The 16,401-nt window shown below is 49.1% G+C and carries 11 protein-coding genes; 8 read left to right on the top strand and 3 right to left on the bottom strand.

Going from position 1 to position 16,401, the window contains the following annotated elements:
* The first annotated feature begins 18 nt into the window (after positions 1-18).
* Complete coding sequence (locus tag DW915_RS02630) at positions 19-2,748, top strand: beta-mannosidase (protein ID WP_158581005.1); 2,730 nt, start codon at positions 19-21, stop codon at positions 2,746-2,748.
* 92 nt (positions 2,749-2,840) lie between these two features.
* Here DW915_RS02630 and DW915_RS02625 read toward each other — a convergent pair whose 3' ends face one another.
* On the bottom strand, positions 2,841-3,716 hold the full coding sequence (locus DW915_RS02625) for an AraC family transcriptional regulator (protein ID WP_118741505.1): 876 nt from the start codon (positions 3,714-3,716) through the stop codon (positions 2,841-2,843).
* A 172-nt stretch (positions 3,717-3,888) separates the two neighbouring features.
* Here DW915_RS02625 and DW915_RS02620 point away from each other — a divergent pair, with 172 nt between their 5' ends.
* Positions 3,889-5,190: an MATE family efflux transporter gene (locus DW915_RS02620; protein WP_158581004.1), complete on the top strand. Its 1,302-nt coding sequence runs from the start codon at positions 3,889-3,891 to the stop codon at positions 5,188-5,190.
* 76 nt (positions 5,191-5,266) lie between these two features.
* Here the strand turns inward: DW915_RS02620 and miaB are convergent, their stop codons facing one another.
* Positions 5,267-6,706, bottom strand: coding sequence for a tRNA (N6-isopentenyl adenosine(37)-C2)-methylthiotransferase MiaB (miaB, locus tag DW915_RS02615; RefSeq protein ID WP_118741547.1), 1,440 nt, complete (start codon positions 6,704-6,706; stop codon positions 5,267-5,269).
* A 684-nt stretch (positions 6,707-7,390) separates the two neighbouring features.
* On the opposite strand from miaB, the gene DW915_RS02610 reads away from it, so the two are divergent.
* The 4 genes from DW915_RS02610 (at position 7,391) to DW915_RS02595 (ending at position 13,856) form a co-directional block, all read left to right on the top strand.
* Positions 7,391-7,891, top strand: a complete 501-nt coding sequence (locus DW915_RS02610; RefSeq protein ID WP_055217787.1) for a TRAP transporter small permease — start codon at positions 7,391-7,393, stop codon at positions 7,889-7,891.
* The gene (locus DW915_RS02605) at positions 7,888-11,262 is read left to right on the top strand and encodes a TRAP transporter large permease subunit (protein WP_118741503.1); all 3,375 of its coding nucleotides are present in this window, start codon (positions 7,888-7,890) and stop codon (positions 11,260-11,262) included. Before DW915_RS02610 ends, DW915_RS02605 begins: the two co-directional genes overlap by 4 nt.
* A 122-nt stretch (positions 11,263-11,384) precedes the next feature.
* Positions 11,385-12,779: a hypothetical protein gene (locus DW915_RS02600; RefSeq protein WP_118741502.1), complete on the top strand. Its 1,395-nt coding sequence runs from the start codon at positions 11,385-11,387 to the stop codon at positions 12,777-12,779.
* 90 nt (positions 12,780-12,869) lie between these two features.
* Positions 12,870-13,856, top strand: coding sequence for a U32 family peptidase (locus DW915_RS02595; protein WP_118741501.1), 987 nt, complete (start codon positions 12,870-12,872; stop codon positions 13,854-13,856).
* A gap of 78 nt (positions 13,857-13,934) precedes the next feature.
* Here DW915_RS02595 and DW915_RS16010 read toward each other — a convergent pair whose 3' ends face one another.
* Positions 13,935-14,150, bottom strand: coding sequence for a hypothetical protein (locus tag DW915_RS16010; RefSeq protein WP_243033772.1), 216 nt, complete (start codon positions 14,148-14,150; stop codon positions 13,935-13,937).
* Positions 14,151-14,436: 286 nt separating this feature from the next.
* Here DW915_RS16010 and DW915_RS02585 point away from each other — a divergent pair, with 286 nt between their 5' ends.
* Both DW915_RS02585 and DW915_RS02580 read left to right on the top strand, forming a co-directional pair.
* Positions 14,437-14,649, top strand: coding sequence for a FeoA family protein (locus DW915_RS02585; protein WP_118741500.1), 213 nt, complete (start codon positions 14,437-14,439; stop codon positions 14,647-14,649).
* Between the two features lie 297 nt (positions 14,650-14,946).
* Positions 14,947-16,176 (top strand): MYG1 family protein, encoded by a 1,230-nt coding sequence (locus DW915_RS02580; RefSeq protein ID WP_118741499.1) that lies wholly within the window; start codon positions 14,947-14,949, stop codon positions 16,174-16,176.
* The last annotated feature ends 225 nt before the right edge of the window (positions 16,177-16,401 follow it).

Here is a 16,401-nt window from a genome sequence, read left to right as displayed (position 1 = left end):
AAAGGGGGACATACTGTAATGCATACAATATGTCTGAAAGACAACTGGACATTAACTGTCCTCGGAAAAAATGTTTACGATATTCCGGAAACTCCAATTGAAACGAAGGTACCGTCTACCGTTTACGGCACCCTTCTGGAGAAAGGCCTGATCCCGGATCCGTTTTATCGTGACAATGAGCTCGATGCACTGAAATTGATGGAGAACGATTTCGCATACGAGACAACGATCGTGATCAGTGAGGAAGACAGAAAAGCGGACCGTCTGTTTTTACACTTCGACGGAATTGATACCATCGCAGATGTTTATCTGAACGGAGAGAAAATCGGCTCCGCAGACAACATGAACCGTGTCTGGGAGTATGATATTACCGATCTTGTTGCAGGTGATGCAGCCGATACCGTATATCAGGTAAAAGTGGTTCTGCATTCCCCGACAAAATTCATCGCAGAAGAAGAAGCAAAATGCCCGGTTGGAGCAGCATCCGATGCAATGCCGGGATTTCCGCATATTCGTAAAGCAGCCTGCATGTACGGCTGGGACTGGGGTCCGCGTCTTCCAGATGCAGGACTGTTCCGTGAGGCTTCTGTTCTCGCAGTAAAAACTGCCCGTCTGGCACAGGTATTTGTAGGACAGGAGCATCATGTAACTGGAAAAACCGTTCATGGAAATGTGGTTGACTTCGTCCGCCTGACCGCAGATGCTGAAATCGAGTGGATGCCGGGTGTAACCGACGGTAAAGTAAAGGTCGTAATGACCGTTACTTCCCCGGATGGAAAAACCGTTCTGTCCGCAGAAAGCGGCACAATGGATCCGCTGACCAATTCTGCACCGGCAAAGAATCTGACCGGACTTACCTGTGATCTTCGCAGCAATCATGTACAGGCTTCCCTTACCGTAGAAAATCCGGAGCTGTGGTGGCCGAACGGCTATGGTGCACAGGCACTGTATCAGGTAAAGGTAGAGCTCGTTGCAGACGATATCCTGGATACCTGGGAGAAGAAGATGGGTCTTCGTACCATCACCGTAAATACTGACGTGATGGAAGATGAAGTCTTTGATGAGCACATGACCGGCCAGTCACCGGATTACGATGACGGCGACAACATGATCATGACCAACGGTGAGAAAAAAATCATCATTACCGATAAACCTGCAAAGACCGTAAAGGGCCGTAACTTTGCGTACGAAATCAACGGACTGCAGATCTTCGCGATGGGCGCTGACTACATTCCGGAGGACAATATCTTAACCCGTCAGACGAGAGAGCGTACCGATCTGCTGCTGAAATCCGCACAGGAGGCAAACTTTAACTCTCTGCGTGTATGGGGAGGCGGATACTTCCTCGATGACTTTTTCTATGATGTCTGCGATGAGAGAGGACTCCTCATCTGGCATGACTTCATGTTTGCCTGCGCATCCTACGAGCTGACAGATGACTTCGAAGAGAATATCTCCGCGGAGATCCGTCAGAATATGCGCAGACTCCGTTCCCATGCAAGTATTGCTCTGTGGTGCGGAAACAACGAGATGGAAACCCAGTACGAAACGCTGGCATGGCAGAAATCTAAGAAACAGACGTATGATTACATCCATCTGTATGAGTACATCATTCCGAAAATCGTCAAAGAAGAGGATCCGGAGAAATTCTACTGGCCGTCATCCCCGTCTTCAGGCGGAAATTACGAAAACAGCAATGCAGAGAACGTCGGCGATACCCATTACTGGGGTGTATGGCACGGAAGCGAGCCGTTCACTGCTTATCGTTCCCACCATTACCGTTTCCTGTCCGAGTTCGGATTCCAGTCCTTCCCGGCACTGCAGACTGTAAAACGGTTTACCGAAGACGGCGACCGCAACATCTTCTCCCGTGTCATGGAAATGCACCAGAGAAATACGGCTGCCAACGGAAAGATCCTGAACTACATTTCACAGACATACCTGTATCCGAAGAACTTCGACGAGCTTTTGTACTGCTCACAGCTTCTTCAGGCCGATGCGATCCGTTACGGCGTTGAGCATTTCCGCCGCTTCCGCGGTACCTGCATGGGTGCTGTTGTATGGCAGCTGAACGATATCTGGCCGGTAGCATCCTGGGCAAGCGTGGACTACTATGGAAACTGGAAAGCCCTGCAGTACGCAGAGAAGAAGATGTTTGCACCGGTCCTGCTTTCCTGCGAGGAGCACGGAGAGATCGATCAGAAACCGTTTGTCAACACACTGCCGCATCCGATTGATGTCAGTGCAGACCTTCATGTTGCCAATGAGACCGGTGAGCCGATCGTCGGAACCGTAAAATGGTCCTTGTGCCGTCCGGATTCTTCCGTAGTCAAAGAGGGAGCCTTCGAGGTGAATGCACCGGCTTACGGCGGACAGTGGATGCCGCATCTTGATTTCAACGATCAGGATCCGTTGGAAGTTCATCTGACCTATGAGCTGGTTGTTGATGGAAACGTAGTATCTTCCGGATCAACTCTGTTCTGCGCACCGAAGCATTACCATTTTGCAGATCCGAAGCTTTCTGTATCAGTAGACGGCGATACCGTAACCGTAACCGCAGAGAACTTTGCAAAATCTGTCAGCGTAGAGACTGAGAACGGTGTGCTTCGTCTGGACGATAACTTTGTGGATATGGAAGCCGGAACAAAGACCTTCCGCATTCTGCCGACCGCAGACTTTACCGCAGAGGGAACCGGCGTATCGGGCGCATACCGCGTAAGAAGCGTTTATGAGACTGCAGAGAGATAAGGAAAAAGTTTAAAGAAATACATAAAAAAGAAAGAGCGTGCAGCAAATGCCTGTGCGTTCTTTCTCTGAAAAAATTCGAAAACAGATGATTGTTACCGTCCAAGCTGGAGTTTTCGTGCCTGCTTCGGCGTGACGCCTTTCAGTTTTTTGTAGCAGCGGATAAAGTAACTGCAGTCCGTATAACCGACCTCCCGCGCGATAAACGAGATGTCGTGGCTGGAAAACAAAAGCATATTTTCGGCTGCATTGATCCGGGTTGCTGTAATGTATTCCTTGCAGGTCATATTGTACCGGCGGTAGAAATTCATGGAAAAGGTGGAGTGCGACATATTGCACATCGCGGCCAGTTTTTCTACGGTCAGCTCCTCAAAGTAGTGGGAATCGATGTATTCGGAAATCAGGTCAAACCCGATTTCATAAGAAGGATGAACGCCAGGAGCCAGAAAGAAATCACCATTTTTCTGCCAGATCCGCGCAAACTTGGTGACGATTTTCCGAAGATCGGCAGTTAATACCATCGAATAACCGAATTCTTTACTCTGATATTCAGAAAGAATATCGGAAAAAAGCGGAAAAAGATTCATTTGGGCCGTCTGTTCCGGAGAAAAGATACAGGGACAGCGGTAGGCGTGAATCCCATGCAGCATGGCGCGCAGATCGATTTCATCCGTTTTGCAGGACGGCAGAAGATTGGGATCGAATTTGATCACATCGTACTGAACTGGAGAAGAACCTCTCGCAAGAGCGATGGAGTGGACGCATTTGGGCGGAAAAAGAATGACAGCGCCCTTCGTGCAGGTGGATACGACATTGTCAAGGGAAACTTCGATTTCGCCTTTGCGGACGTAGAGAAGTTCTACATAATAATGCCAGTGCGCCGGAATCGGCAGGAGATCGCGGGTGCTGTCAAAAAGAAATGCCTCATAGGGAGAAGCAATTGGATCGATGTATTCGTATAAATTGTTCATGCCAGTGATGTAAAAACCTTTCGTCTAAGTTATGCTCTATTATAGCCGCATTTTGCGGTCTTGACAAGACGAGGGGGAATCAATAAAGAAACAGGAAATTCTAAAAGAGAAAGGACAGGATAGAAAAAATACCATGCAGAACACAACAAATGATATGACAAGAGGGAACAGCATGAAACTGATTTTTCAGTTTTTCCTGCCCATTCTGATCGGAAATCTGTTCCAGCAGCTTTACAGCTTCGTGGATTCCATGGTTGTCGGAAAAGGAATCGGAGATACGGCGCTTGCCGCAGTTGGAAATACAAGCTCCGTTCATTTTCTGATTATCGGCTTTGCCGTCGGACTGACGGGTGGCCTTGGCATCTGTATTTCGCATTCTTTTGGTGCAAACGATACAAAAAAGCTGCGGAAAGAGATTGCCATGTCGGTCTATATCTGCCTTGCCATCGGAATTGTGATCACAACGTTCAGCCTGCTTCTGATGCGGCGGCTGTTTATCTTTCTGCAGACGCCGGAGGATATGATGACGGATACTCTCGTGTATTTCGGAACAATCCTGGCCGGAAGCGCCATCACGATTTTCAATAACTTTGTGATGACACTGCTCCGCTCGGTCGGAAACAGCAAGGTTCCGCTCGTCTCCATGGTGCTTTCTGCCATTGCCAATATTGTGCTGGATCTTCTCTTTGTGTTTCCGCTTCACATGGGTGTATTTGGAGCAGCACTTGCCACGGTTCTGGCGCAGGCGATTTCCGCGCTGTACTGCTTCAGGCACATCCTCCGTGCACCGGAATTGCTTCCACAGAAGGGGGACTGGAAAGCGGATGGAAAAATTCTTGCCGCGCTGACCGGAAAAGGTCTTCCGGTTGCAGTGATGAATTCTGTTACTGCCATCGGAGGAATGGTGCTTCAGGTCTTTGTCAACCAGATGGGAACCGCCTATGTGGCTGCGTATGCGGCATGCATGAAGGTCTGCGGTCTGTTTGAGCAGCCGGGTGTGACCGTCGGACTGGCGCTTCTGACCTTTACCGGACAGAACTATGGAGCAAAGAAGTATGACAGAATCAAGAGCGGCGTATGGGCCGGTGTGATCTTGTCGATTCTGGTCAATCTGCCGTTTGCGGCGCTGGAAATTTTCGCGCCGAAATTCCTGGCATCTCTGATGCTGAACGATCCGACCGTCATTTCCTACACCTGTATCTTTCTTCCGCTCACCGGAATCGCATTGTTTCCGCTTGGATGGCTTTTCGTATTCCGAAACGCCTGTCAGGGCATGGGAAAAACGGTACTGCCGATGATTTCCGGTGTTGTTGAAGTTGTGATGCGTGTCGGCATCGTTCAGATTGCGGTTCCGCACTTTGCGTTCCGCGGTGTCGCATTCGCTGAGATTTCCGCATGGATTGGCGCGGGAGCGATGCTGATGGTTACGTATCTGGTGTATCAGGTGCGGCTGTCAAAAGGTGTTTCGAAGTAAAAATAAAAATCTCGGATTCTGGATACCTGCCGTAAAAGCAGGAACCGAAAATCCGGGATTTTTGTTTTTGAAAGATTTAGTTGTTTTCCACCGGTGTTCCCATGTAATAGAAACCGCGGCACTCATCCAGATATACATTCTGCAGCGTGCCGATCAGGGAAGCATCACCTTTGAAATGAACGAGCGTATTGTTACTCATACGGCCGGTCACAAGGGACGGATCCTGTTCATTGATGCTCTCGACGAGAACTTCTTGAACTGTGTGGGTATGTTTTGCCGTTACCTCACGGGAGATTTCCTGTACTTCAGCAAGAAGACGGTCGAAACGGTCCTTCACAACATCGACCGGAATCTGATCCTCCATAGCGGCAGCCGGTGTTCCTGTTCTTCTGGAATACTGGAAGGTAAAGGCGCTGTCGTAGCGGACCTTACGTACCACATCCATCGTTTCGAGGAAATCTTCCTCTGTCTCGCCAGGGAAACCGACGATGATATCGGTTGTCAGGGAGACATCCGGTACTTTCGCGCGGATGCGGTCAACAAGGTCAAGATACTGCTCTTTCGTGTAGCGGCGGTTCATCAGCTTTAAGATGCGGCTGCTTCCGGACTGGAGCGGGAGATGAAGATGGAGGCAGACCTTTTCGCAGTCGCGCATCGCATCGATCAGCTCTTCAGAGAGATCCTTCGGGTGGGAGGTCATGAAACGGATGCGTTTCAGCCCTTCGATTTTATTAACCTCGCGCAGAAGCTGGGCAAACGTCATCGGCTCCTCGAGATTCTTTCCGTAAGAGTTGACGTTCTGACCGAGCAGCATGATCTCCACAACGCCGTCTGCAACGAGGCGTTTGATCTCTGCAACGATTTCCTCCGGCTTCCGGCTGCGCTCGCGGCCGCGCACATACGGTACGATACAGTAGCTGCAGAAGTTGTTGCAACCGAACATGATATTGACGCCGGATTTGAACGGATATTTCCGGTCAACCGGAAGATTTTCCACGATCTTGTCGGTATCTTTCCAGATATCGATCACCATGCGGTCCTCGGTCATACAGCGGACAAGGTATTCAGCGAAGCGGTAGATATTGTGGGTTCCGAAAATCAGGTTGACGAAATGATAGCTTTTTTTGAGCTTTTCGACAACGAGCGGCTCCTGCATCATGCATCCGCAGAGGGAGATGATCATGCCCGGATTTTTCCTTTTGTATTTGCCAAGCTGTCCGAGACGGCCGTAGACGCGAAGATTGGCGTTTTCACGGACGGTACAGGTATTGTAAACGACAAAGTCAGCATCCTCGGTCTCCACAATGTGGTAGCCGACGGTTTCCAGGATTCCCTCGAGTTTTTCAGAATCGCGGGCGTTCATCTGGCATCCGAATGTTGTGATACAGGCAGTCAGGAATTCTTTACCGTTCTTTTTCGCGCGTTCCGGGACGAGCTGCTGTTTTAAGAGCGCCATAAAGTAATACTGGCGCTGCGGTTCTGCTTCCGGAGCCGGGAGTGTGATATCAACGTCCATCAGGTCGATGCCGGAAACCTCTGCATCCGGAATCGTTCTAAGATCTATTTTCATAGTTGCTGTTCCTCTTTTCTGAGTAGTAAAAATCGTGGCAGAATGCCGAGAAAAAAGACCCGTCGCATCGGATCTTATCTGTCTGTTATTTTATCGTATCTGTGGGAAAATAGCAAGGAAAAAAGGTGCTGCAATCGAAATAGAACAGCAAACCGAAAATTTTACGGTTTTTCAAAATTATAACAAAATTTCAGAACCAATTCTTGACAAATGACAAAAATCGCGCTAAAATTACAGCCGTCGTGTAAGATAAATTCTGGGAAGAGAAAAAGTAAATGCGGAAAAAGCGTTTGCAGAGAGCTGTCGGAGAAGGTGCGAGACAGCAGCGTGTCCGGATTGAACATCATCTCGGAGAAGGGAAACCCAAAGAACTGTTTTTATTGTTTCATTAAGATAAAGACAGGATTCCAGTAGGTTTTCACGGGAGTTTCCCGTTACAGAAACCGCGTATGCTTGTGCGTGTATTCGTACTTGTTTCAAAGGAGAGACAAGGGTGGTTTGCGGAAAAAATATGGTCCGTCCCTGGTTATCGTGGGGCGGCTTTTTTTATGCAGAAACACTGGTAATACAGCCTGGCAAGAAACAAATCCTGCTGCAAAACACGCGCAGACAGGAAAAGGGAGGAAACATATGAAAGTGTACAAAAAAATCATGAACGGCGTGGCATTTGTCGAGAAATTGATTCTTGTGCTGTCCACGATCCTGATTGTTGTGCTTACGGTCGGAAATGTCCTGTCCCGTAAGATTCTGCATCAATCCTGGTCATTTACCGAGGAACTCGTTGTTGCGGTATTTGTCCTGATTACACTTCTCGCTGCAGCGCTCGCTGCCCGTGACGGAGAGCTGGTCAATCTTTCTTTACTGCCGGACCGTCTTTCAGAAAAAGCGAGAAGAATTCTGCTGGTGGTCAACACGGCTTTCAGTGTTGCATTTACCGCAGTCCTGTTTAAATACGGCATGGACAAGGTTCTGACCCAGTTAGCCAACGGAAAGAGAACCTTCGTGCTGAACTGGCCGGAATGGATTTTCTGGTCCTTCGTACCGATCGGAGCCGCCTGCATGACGCTCCACATGATCGAGTATCTGATTGATACCTTTGTAAAAGCGAAAGAGGAGGGAGAAGAAAAATGATCAGTGCAATCCTTTTTATTTCATTCTTTATTTTCCTGATCCTTGGTATTCCGATCGGCATCTGCCTCGGTTTATCCTCGATCTGCGCAATTTTATATTCCGGCACATCGCTGACGATCGTTGCCACCAACATGTATTCCGGCATCAGTAAATTCCTGCTGCTTGCCATTCCGTTCTTTGTCCTGTCCGGAAATATCATGGCAAAGGCGGGTATCTCCAAACGGCTGATCCGTTTCGTTGATACATGTGTCGGCCACAAAAAAGGCGGTATCGCCATCGTGTGCGTTATCGTTGCCTGCTTCTTCGGCGCTATTTCCGGTTCCGGTCCGGCAACTGTTGCAGCTCTTGGTATGGTTCTGATTCCTGCCATGATCGAGCGCGGCGGCTTCTCCGCACCGTTTGCCACAGCGCTGATGGCGACATCGAGTTCGATCGCAATCGTCATTCCGCCGAGTATTGCATTCGTTGTTTACGCATCCATCACCGGCGTATCCATTGCAGATATGTTCACCGCAGGTATCGTTCCTGGTATCCTGATGGGTGTTGCTCTTGTAATCGTTGTTCTTCTTGAGGCAAAGAAACACAACATTCAGCCGACGCAGAAGAAGGCAACGGCAAAAGAGAGATGGGATGCATTTAAGGATGCGTTCTGGGGATTCCTGATGCCGGTTATTATTCTTGGCGGTATCTATGGAAGCGTATTCACTCCAACAGAAGCAGCAGCCGTTTCCGTTGTATACGGTCTGTTTGTCGGAATCTTTATCTACAAAGAAATTAAGATCAAAGATCTGTGGGATCTGATGGTAGACTCTGCAAAGACCACCGGCGGTATTATGCTCATCGTAGCAAGTGCTTCCCTGTTTTCCTTTGTCTGCACCAAATTCGGTATTGCGCAGGCAGCTTCCGATCTGCTTGGAAGCGTTGCACATAATCAGTTCACATTCCTGCTGATCGTCAATATCATTTTCCTGATTGCAGGATGCTTTATCGATGCAAACTCTGCCATGTACATCTTCATTCCGATCATGCTTCCGGTCTGCAAGGCACTTGGCTATGATGTCGTTGCATTCGGTATTGTGGCAACGGTCAACCTGGCCATCGGACAGGTAACTCCGCCGGTCGGCGTCAACCTGTTTGTTGCTATTTCTGTCAAACTGAAAAAAGGAATGGAAGTTACGATCCAGCAGATCTCAAAGGCCGTTATGCCGATGATCGCTGCATCCGTTGCTGTACTTCTGCTGATCACCTACGTTCCGCAGATTTCCACGTTCCTTCCGAAAGCTCTCGCAGGAAAAGATGGTTCCTACAGCGGTACGGTAGCTGCTGCCACGAATTCCGATGCGTCTGGAGATGACAGCCAGACCAGTACCAGCGGGGATAATGGAAACAGCGAAGATTACAATGATATCGCAGATTACAGCGATCTTGACTGGCCGGAGCAGACATGGAACTTCACCTGCTCGACCACCGAAACCAGTACCTGGGCAGAGGGCGGACGCAAGTTCGGCGAGCTCATGGAAAAAGCAACCGGCGGAAAGATCAAAGTCAATGTTTATGCCGCAGACCAGCTGACAAACGGAAACCAGTCCGAGGGTATCCAGGCGCTGATGAACGGAGATCCGGTACAGATTTCCATGCACAGCAACCTGATCTACTCTGCATTTGACCCGAGATTCAACGTTGTTTCCCTTCCGTTCCTGTTCGACTCTGTAGAGGATGCGGATGCCAAACTCGACGGCGAGGCCGGTGAGAAATTAAAAGAGATCCTTTCCGAGTACAACCTGCACTGTATGGGAATTGCGGAGAACGGTTTCCGTCAGCTGACGAACAGCAAGCAGGAAGTAACATCTGTCGATGACATGAAGAACCTGAAAATCCGTGTGGCAGGAAGCAACCTTTTAATGGAATGCTACAAACGCTGGGGTGCTGACGCGACCAACATGAACTGGTCCGAGACATACACCGCGCTGCAGCAGAAGACCGTTGAGGGACAGGAGAATCCGCTTCCGGCAATCGACGCAGCTAGTGTACAGGAAGTACAGCCGTACTGCTCAATGTGGAATGCAATTTACGACTGCCTGTTCTTCTGCATCAACGGAGATATTTACAATTCTCTGACACCGGAACAGCAGAAGGTTGTCGATGAGGCAGGCCAGAAGGCTGTGGATTATGAGCGTGCGATCAACCGTGCCGGTGATGATGAGATCATGGACCGCTGGCAGAATGAGAACGGTGTCAAGATCACAAAGTATGAGGATATGGATATTGATTCTTTCAAACAGGCAGTTGACGGTGTGGATGAATGGTATCAGAGCGAACTGGAGAGCCAGGGCTATGAAGATGCCAAGGATCTGATTGAAACCTTTACGAAGGAAGATACTTCTTCTGCATCGAAGTATGACGTAGAAGACAGAAGCGACCTTGACTGGCCGGAGCAGACATGGAACTTTACCTGCTCCACCACCGAGACCAGTACCTGGGCAGAGGGCGGACGCAAGTTCGGTGAGCTCATGGAAAAAGCGACCGGCGGCAAAATCAAAGTTAATGTTTACGCTGCAGACCAGCTGACCAACGGAAACCAGTCCGAAGGTATTCAGGCGCTGATCGACGGTGACCCGGTACAGATCTCGATGCACAGCAACCTGATCTACTCTGCATTTGACCCGAGATTCAACGTGGTATCTCTTCCGTTCCTGTTTGACTCCGTAGAAGATGCGGATGCAAAACTCGACGGCGAGGCTGGTGAAAAATTAAAAGAGATCCTCGCCGAGTACGGTCTGCACTGCATGGGAATCGCGGAGAACGGTTTCCGTCAGCTGACGAACAGCAAGCAGGAAGTGAAATCTGTCGATGATATCAAGAATCTGAAAATCCGTGTGGCAGGAAGCAACCTGCTGATGGAATGCTATAAACGCTGGGGCGCCGATGCGACCAACATGAACTGGTCCGAGACATATACTGCATTGCAGCAGAAGACCGTTGAGGGACAGGAGAATCCGCTTCCGGCAATCGATGCAGCCAGTGTACAGGAAGTACAGCCATACTGCTCGATGTGGAACGCGATCTATGACTGCCTGTTCTTCTGCATCAACGGTGACATCTACGACAGCATGACGCCGGAGCAGCAGGAAGTCATCGATGAGTGCGGCCGCCTCGCAACCGAGTACGAGCGCGAGATCAACCGCGCCGGTGACGACGAGATCATGGATCGCTGGCAGAATGAAAACGGTGTGACCATCACAAACTACGACGACATGGACATTGATTCCTTCAAAGAAGCAGTGGACGGCGTAGACGAGTGGTACCAGAACGAACTCGAAAGCCAGGGGTATGAGGGTGCGAAAGATCTGATTGATACCTTTACAAAATAGAAAATAAGCAAAGGGGGAAATCCATCCGTGTATGCGGGTGGATTTTCTGTTTTTATGGATTGTGTTTTCGCGGGAAAGTGCGTATACTGAAGAGAGTTTGAAAAAGGAACGGAGAGAAGCGAATGGAAGACGGAAGGACAGCAAAAGTAAATATCGATGACTGGGCATTTATTCCGATGATTCCGTTCGGGCTTCTGGCGGGATACTGGGGAACGATGGAAGTGCGGATCACGGCGCTTGCAGAAGAAGGCTTTCAGATCCGTCTTGCGCATCCGGCATCTGAGGCGCAGAAACAGGAGCCGCCGGAACTGGCGTTTTATGATTATCATACGGCATCGTACCATCGGCTTTCTATCTGCGATGCACGCCTGGTGCGTGAAAAACAGGAGCAGTTTTTTACGGTTTATACGTTTACAACAGAACTGGAAGCATACCGCAGAGAGGTACAGCACCTTGCGATGCAATACAGCCGCTATATCCGCTGGAAGACGGAAGGTGACGACGCAGTGCTCGCGGAGGAGATGACGGGATATCCGGCCAGGGAGGATGCGCAGCACTTTGAAAGTCTGGAAGAACAGAAACAGGTGTGGTTTGCGCTGATCCAGGAGAATACATTTGAGGAGATCCGGCGCGGAGCCTGGGAAGGAAATCCGTTGGTGAAACCAGAACTGGCACTGGAGATTGACTGCCCCGCATGGTATGAAAAATATTTGGAACTGGATGCACCCGCCTTTTTTACGATGTATTTTCGGAAAAATCAAATCACGCCAGCGCTGGATTTTCAGCCGGACCGCCTGTATTTCGGAAATGCCTTCTGCCCGCATCTGTTTCCGTCAGAGCGTATCCTGCAAAAACTGATTGAAAAAGCCTGCCGGGAGCATTTTGTTGTGACACTTGTCTTTCCCATCCTGCAAGAGAGAAAACGCCATGAGACAGAATACCTGCTGGAAATGCTGGATAACTGGTGCGGACAGCATCAGGAGAAACTGGAAATCGTCGTAAATGACTGGGGAACAGCAGCTTTGGCGGCAGAACGGAAAAATTTTATGGTCTGCCTTGGCATTCTGCTGAACAAGCGAAAAAAAGATCCCCGCATGAAGTATAAGCAGGGAAATGACGCGTTGTTTCGTAAAAACAGTCTGAATGCAGAGTTCTATCGAACGTATTTAAAAGAAAACTTTGGAATCGATCGGTACGAGTGGGAGAGCTTCGGCTTCCCACAGATATTTCCTTCAGGGGAAAACAGTCTGCATTTCCCGTTTTACCAGACCAATACCTCACAGCACTGTACGCTGTACGCGGAATGTGTCAATGGAAACCGGGGCGCACAGGAGCAGGTGACGGACTGCCCACGGTACTGTGAACGGCAGGCATTTCTTTATCCAAAGCATCTGCAGATGATGGGACGATACAATTCTCTTTTTGCGTTGGCCCCCGCGCTGTTCCAGAATCCGGCGGAAATGGGACGGGCATATGCAGCACATGGAGTGAAACGGTTTGTCCTGAATCTGCTGTAGAAATGTGCTGATGGGAACGAAAAAAGATGCTGCATTTCCGGAGAGGAAGCAGGGAGATCATAAGAGAAAACAGGAGAGGAAGACGAAAACATGAAAATTACAGCAGGAATTGGATCCGTGGACGATTATGTCCGCTATGTGAAAGCCGGTGCGGACGAGCTTTTCTGCGGTTACGTTCCGTTTTCCTGGGCGGAGAAATACGGCACGGTCATGGCGCTGAACCGGAGAGAAGTGCTGAGTTATAATGTACAGATCGGGTCGTACAGTGAGCTGGAAATCTTATCGGAGATGGTTCGCCGTTATCAAAAGCCGGTTCATCTGACCTTTAATTCTCTGTACTATCTCCCGGAACAGTACGCCGAAATCACAGGAATCATCCAGAAGTGCTGTCGGATCGGCTTCGAGAGCTATATCATTGCGGATCCCGCACTCCTTGTCTATCTGCGGGAACACGGCATCGACTGTGAGGTGCATCTAAGCGGCGATCTGGGAACCGTGAATACAGCGATGACCGACGTTTTTGCAAAGCTTACCCCGAAGCGCATCATCTTTCAGCGGAAAAATACGATTGCGGAAATGCAGGAAGTGATTCGCCATATCCGCACGGAACATAAGGCGCAGACCATTACAGAGTTTGAAGCGTTTGCCCTCAATGAAATGTGCCAGTTCAGCGGCGCGTTCTGCAATTCGCTGCACTGCGATGAGATGGGATACCTGTGCCGCGTGCCGTACTGGAAAAGACCGGTCGAGAAAAAAATACCGGAACTGTCCGTGAAAGGGACAGTCCCGGGAGAAATTATGGTGGAAGAAAGAGAGGATCTCTGCGATGAGAGCGGCTATCTCTGCGGAGAAAGCGGCTGCGGTCTCTGTACATTAAAGCAGTTATCCAATGCGGGAATCACACATTTAAAGCTCGTCGGACGCGGAAACTATGCCGACTTTATGGAACGCGACATCCGGAATCTGCGCTGGGCACTCGATATTTTTGATACGGCCAAAAGTGATGCAGAATATCGAAGGAAGATGAAAACCGAACTCTTTCCGAAGGGCTGCGGTCATCTCTGTTACTACCGTTGATGCTTCTTTTCTGGGAAATGCCGCACTCTTCATACAGCTCCTGCCGCGTCTTCTGGATCACGATTTCTTTTTTTCTTCTCAATGTCCATCAGCGCCGCCTGCTTTAAGATATAGTCGAGCAGCAGAAAGATCGAAAAAGCCGCGCGCCGCGGTTATAGGAAGAATCGTCACCTCGCCCACAAAGTCGATCGGCTTGTTTTTCTCAATCATATAGATATCGCCATTCTGAAATTCATTGATCACGCGGTGCTCGCCCTTTGTGATGATGCCGAATTTCTCGAGTTTATAATGCAATACATTCCTTTCTGCTTCTTCCTGTACTTCTTGTCGCGCACGGAATTGGCGTTTTTGCGGGAAGCAAAAATGCAACAAAAATCAACCAGACCCTGCTGAAACACATCGTGGCCGTAGCTTCGATTGCGATTGCGTGCATCAAGCTGTTTCTGTAGGTTCCGGCATGCCTGCGAAAATCGGCGTTTTGCACACAAACTTTGGTTAGAAGTGTATTCCAATTGTTCTTATTGACTAAATATTCCCTTTGGGAATACAATGTAGAAAAGACAAAAAGGAGGGATACCACATGCAGGCACTTTCAAAGAAAAAAACTGGTGATATCTGTACCATCAAATGGATGTTTGGAATCCCTGAGATTCTGGATTTCCTGCGGAGCCACAAAATCGAAGAGGGCAGCACCATACAGGTCATCCAGAAAATGGACGGCGGATTAATCCTCGGCATGGACGGAAAGCGAATCGCACTGTGCGACGAAGCAGCAGACCGGATTCAGGTGTGAAATCGGATCTGCCCGGCAAATAGAAAACGAGCGGAACCTTGAAAAAAGGATCCGCTCGTTTTCTGTTTACAGAAATCGTCCGATGAGAACTTCCGCGCCGCCGATAACGGCAGCGAGAGGAATACTTGATACAAGACAAAGGAAGAACCAGCATGTTGAAAAAAATGTCGATGCAGCATAAAGCGTCACCAGCGGTGCAGAAATACTTCGCAGATTTTTTGCGCAGAACCGTTGCGGAGCAGACATCAGTTAGGGTAAAATAGAGCAGATCTTAAGAAAAAAGGAAGTTAGAAATTTATGACATTACTAGAAATGATACAAAAAGAAAACGCTGCTGCATTCACACATGGCGGAAAATTTCATGCGGATGATGTGTTTTCTGCCGCACTGCTTCTGCATTTCAACCCGAAGCTTACGATTCAGCGCGGAAACCGTGTGCCGGAGGAGTTTGCCGGGATTGTTTTTGACATTGGAAGAGGGGAGTATGATCATCACCAGAAAGACAGCCGCATCCGGGAGAACGGAGCGCCGTACGCGGCGTTCGGCCTTTTGTGGGAGGAGCTTGGTACAGAAATTTTAAGCCCCAAGATGGCAGAATGCTTTGATGAGAAATTTGTGCAGCCGCTCGACAACAATGATAATACGGGTGAAAAGAACGAGCTTGCCGGCCTGATCGGTATGTTCAATCCTGTGTGGGATGACAACCGCGGAAGTGATGCTGCTTTCTTTGAAGCGGTAACGATTGCCGGCCGGATTTTGGAGCATAAATGGGAACGTTTCCGCGCGGATGAGCGGATGGAGCAGCAGTTTGCGGAACTCCTCAGCGCACATCGGGAGCGGATCGCCGCAGAGGAAAAGACGGAAACGATGGATGAAAAGATTCTGGTTCTTTCCGAGTTTTTCCCATGCCAGAAGCAGCTCTCCGCGACGGAAATCGCTTTTCTGGTCTTTCCGTCCAACCGCGGCGGCTACTGTGTTCAGCCGGTGAGAAAAGAAAACTCGTTTAATTATAAGTATGAATTTCCGGAAAACTGGCTTGGACTGGAAAATGAAGCTCTGCAGGAAGTGACAGGTCTTGCGGGTGCATCCTTCTGTCACAAAGGGGGATTCCTTCTCACTACAGAGACACTTGCCGATGCCGTCTCTGCCTGCCGTATCAGCCTTATGGGATCGCCGAAAGCGCCGGTTGTGCTCTGCGTCGGCACGGATACAGAGGACGAGCTGATCCATCAGATGCCGGGCATGGAGAACGCCGAGATAGTTCATAAACCGATGCCTGCCAGACCGGAACTGAAGATCGAGGGCAGTTATGCGGAATCAGTGCTTGAAAAGACGGAATGGAAGACACTGCTGCGTGAATACATTTCCGATCTTTTGAAAGAAAAACCAGAAGCAGTGTACATCGGCGGCGATCTCTTTGCGGCTTATCCGGTCATGCATCAGCTTCGGAAGAAACATATTCCGGTTCTGACCGCATCGGAGCAGAACGGAAAGCGGATTCTGGTCCGCATTCCGTCCGGTTCCTGAAAAATTACAGATAATCTCTCTCAATTTCGCGCGTTAAACAGAAAAATTCCTCAATATGTAACTTGTTCCTTTGCATCTGCTGCTATCTGTGATACAATATAGAAAATACGTGAAATTTTGGAACAATGGAAAAAAATGATAGTATTTTTCGTTTAACTTCGAAAAAACAGGCCAGACTTCACAGGAACGATACAATTTTGTAATCCGAAATCCGAATGGCCTGGT

Origin of the sequence: Blautia sp. AM42-2 (assembly GCF_003480245.1) — a bacterium.
Taxonomy (GTDB): domain Bacteria; phylum Bacillota; class Clostridia; order Lachnospirales; family Lachnospiraceae; genus Fusicatenibacter; species Fusicatenibacter saccharivorans.
Note: the sequence above shows the minus strand (reverse complement) of the source record. Positions and strands in the feature narration are given on the sequence as shown.

Excerpts from the sequence above, each read along its gene's own strand:
- DW915_RS02600 (WP_118741502.1), top strand. The coding sequence starts at position 11,385 with ATGGAAGACGGAAGGACAGCAAAAGTAAATATCGATGACTGGGCATTT.
- miaB (WP_118741547.1), bottom strand. The coding sequence starts at position 6,706 with ATGGACGTTGATATCACACTCCCGGCTCCGGAAGCAGAACCGCAGCGC.
- DW915_RS02610 (WP_055217787.1), top strand. The coding sequence starts at position 7,391 with ATGAAAGTGTACAAAAAAATCATGAACGGCGTGGCATTTGTCGAGAAA.
- DW915_RS02585 (WP_118741500.1), top strand. The coding sequence starts at position 14,437 with ATGCAGGCACTTTCAAAGAAAAAAACTGGTGATATCTGTACCATCAAA.
- DW915_RS02580 (WP_118741499.1), top strand. The coding sequence starts at position 14,947 with ATGACATTACTAGAAATGATACAAAAAGAAAACGCTGCTGCATTCACA.
- DW915_RS02620 (WP_158581004.1), top strand. The coding sequence starts at position 3,889 with ATGAAACTGATTTTTCAGTTTTTCCTGCCCATTCTGATCGGAAATCTG.
- DW915_RS02625 (WP_118741505.1), bottom strand. The coding sequence starts at position 3,716 with ATGAACAATTTATACGAATACATCGATCCAATTGCTTCTCCCTATGAG.
- DW915_RS02630 (WP_158581005.1), top strand. The coding sequence starts at position 19 with ATGCATACAATATGTCTGAAAGACAACTGGACATTAACTGTCCTCGGA.
- DW915_RS02595 (WP_118741501.1), top strand. The coding sequence starts at position 12,870 with ATGAAAATTACAGCAGGAATTGGATCCGTGGACGATTATGTCCGCTAT.
- DW915_RS02605 (WP_118741503.1), top strand. The coding sequence starts at position 7,888 with ATGATCAGTGCAATCCTTTTTATTTCATTCTTTATTTTCCTGATCCTT.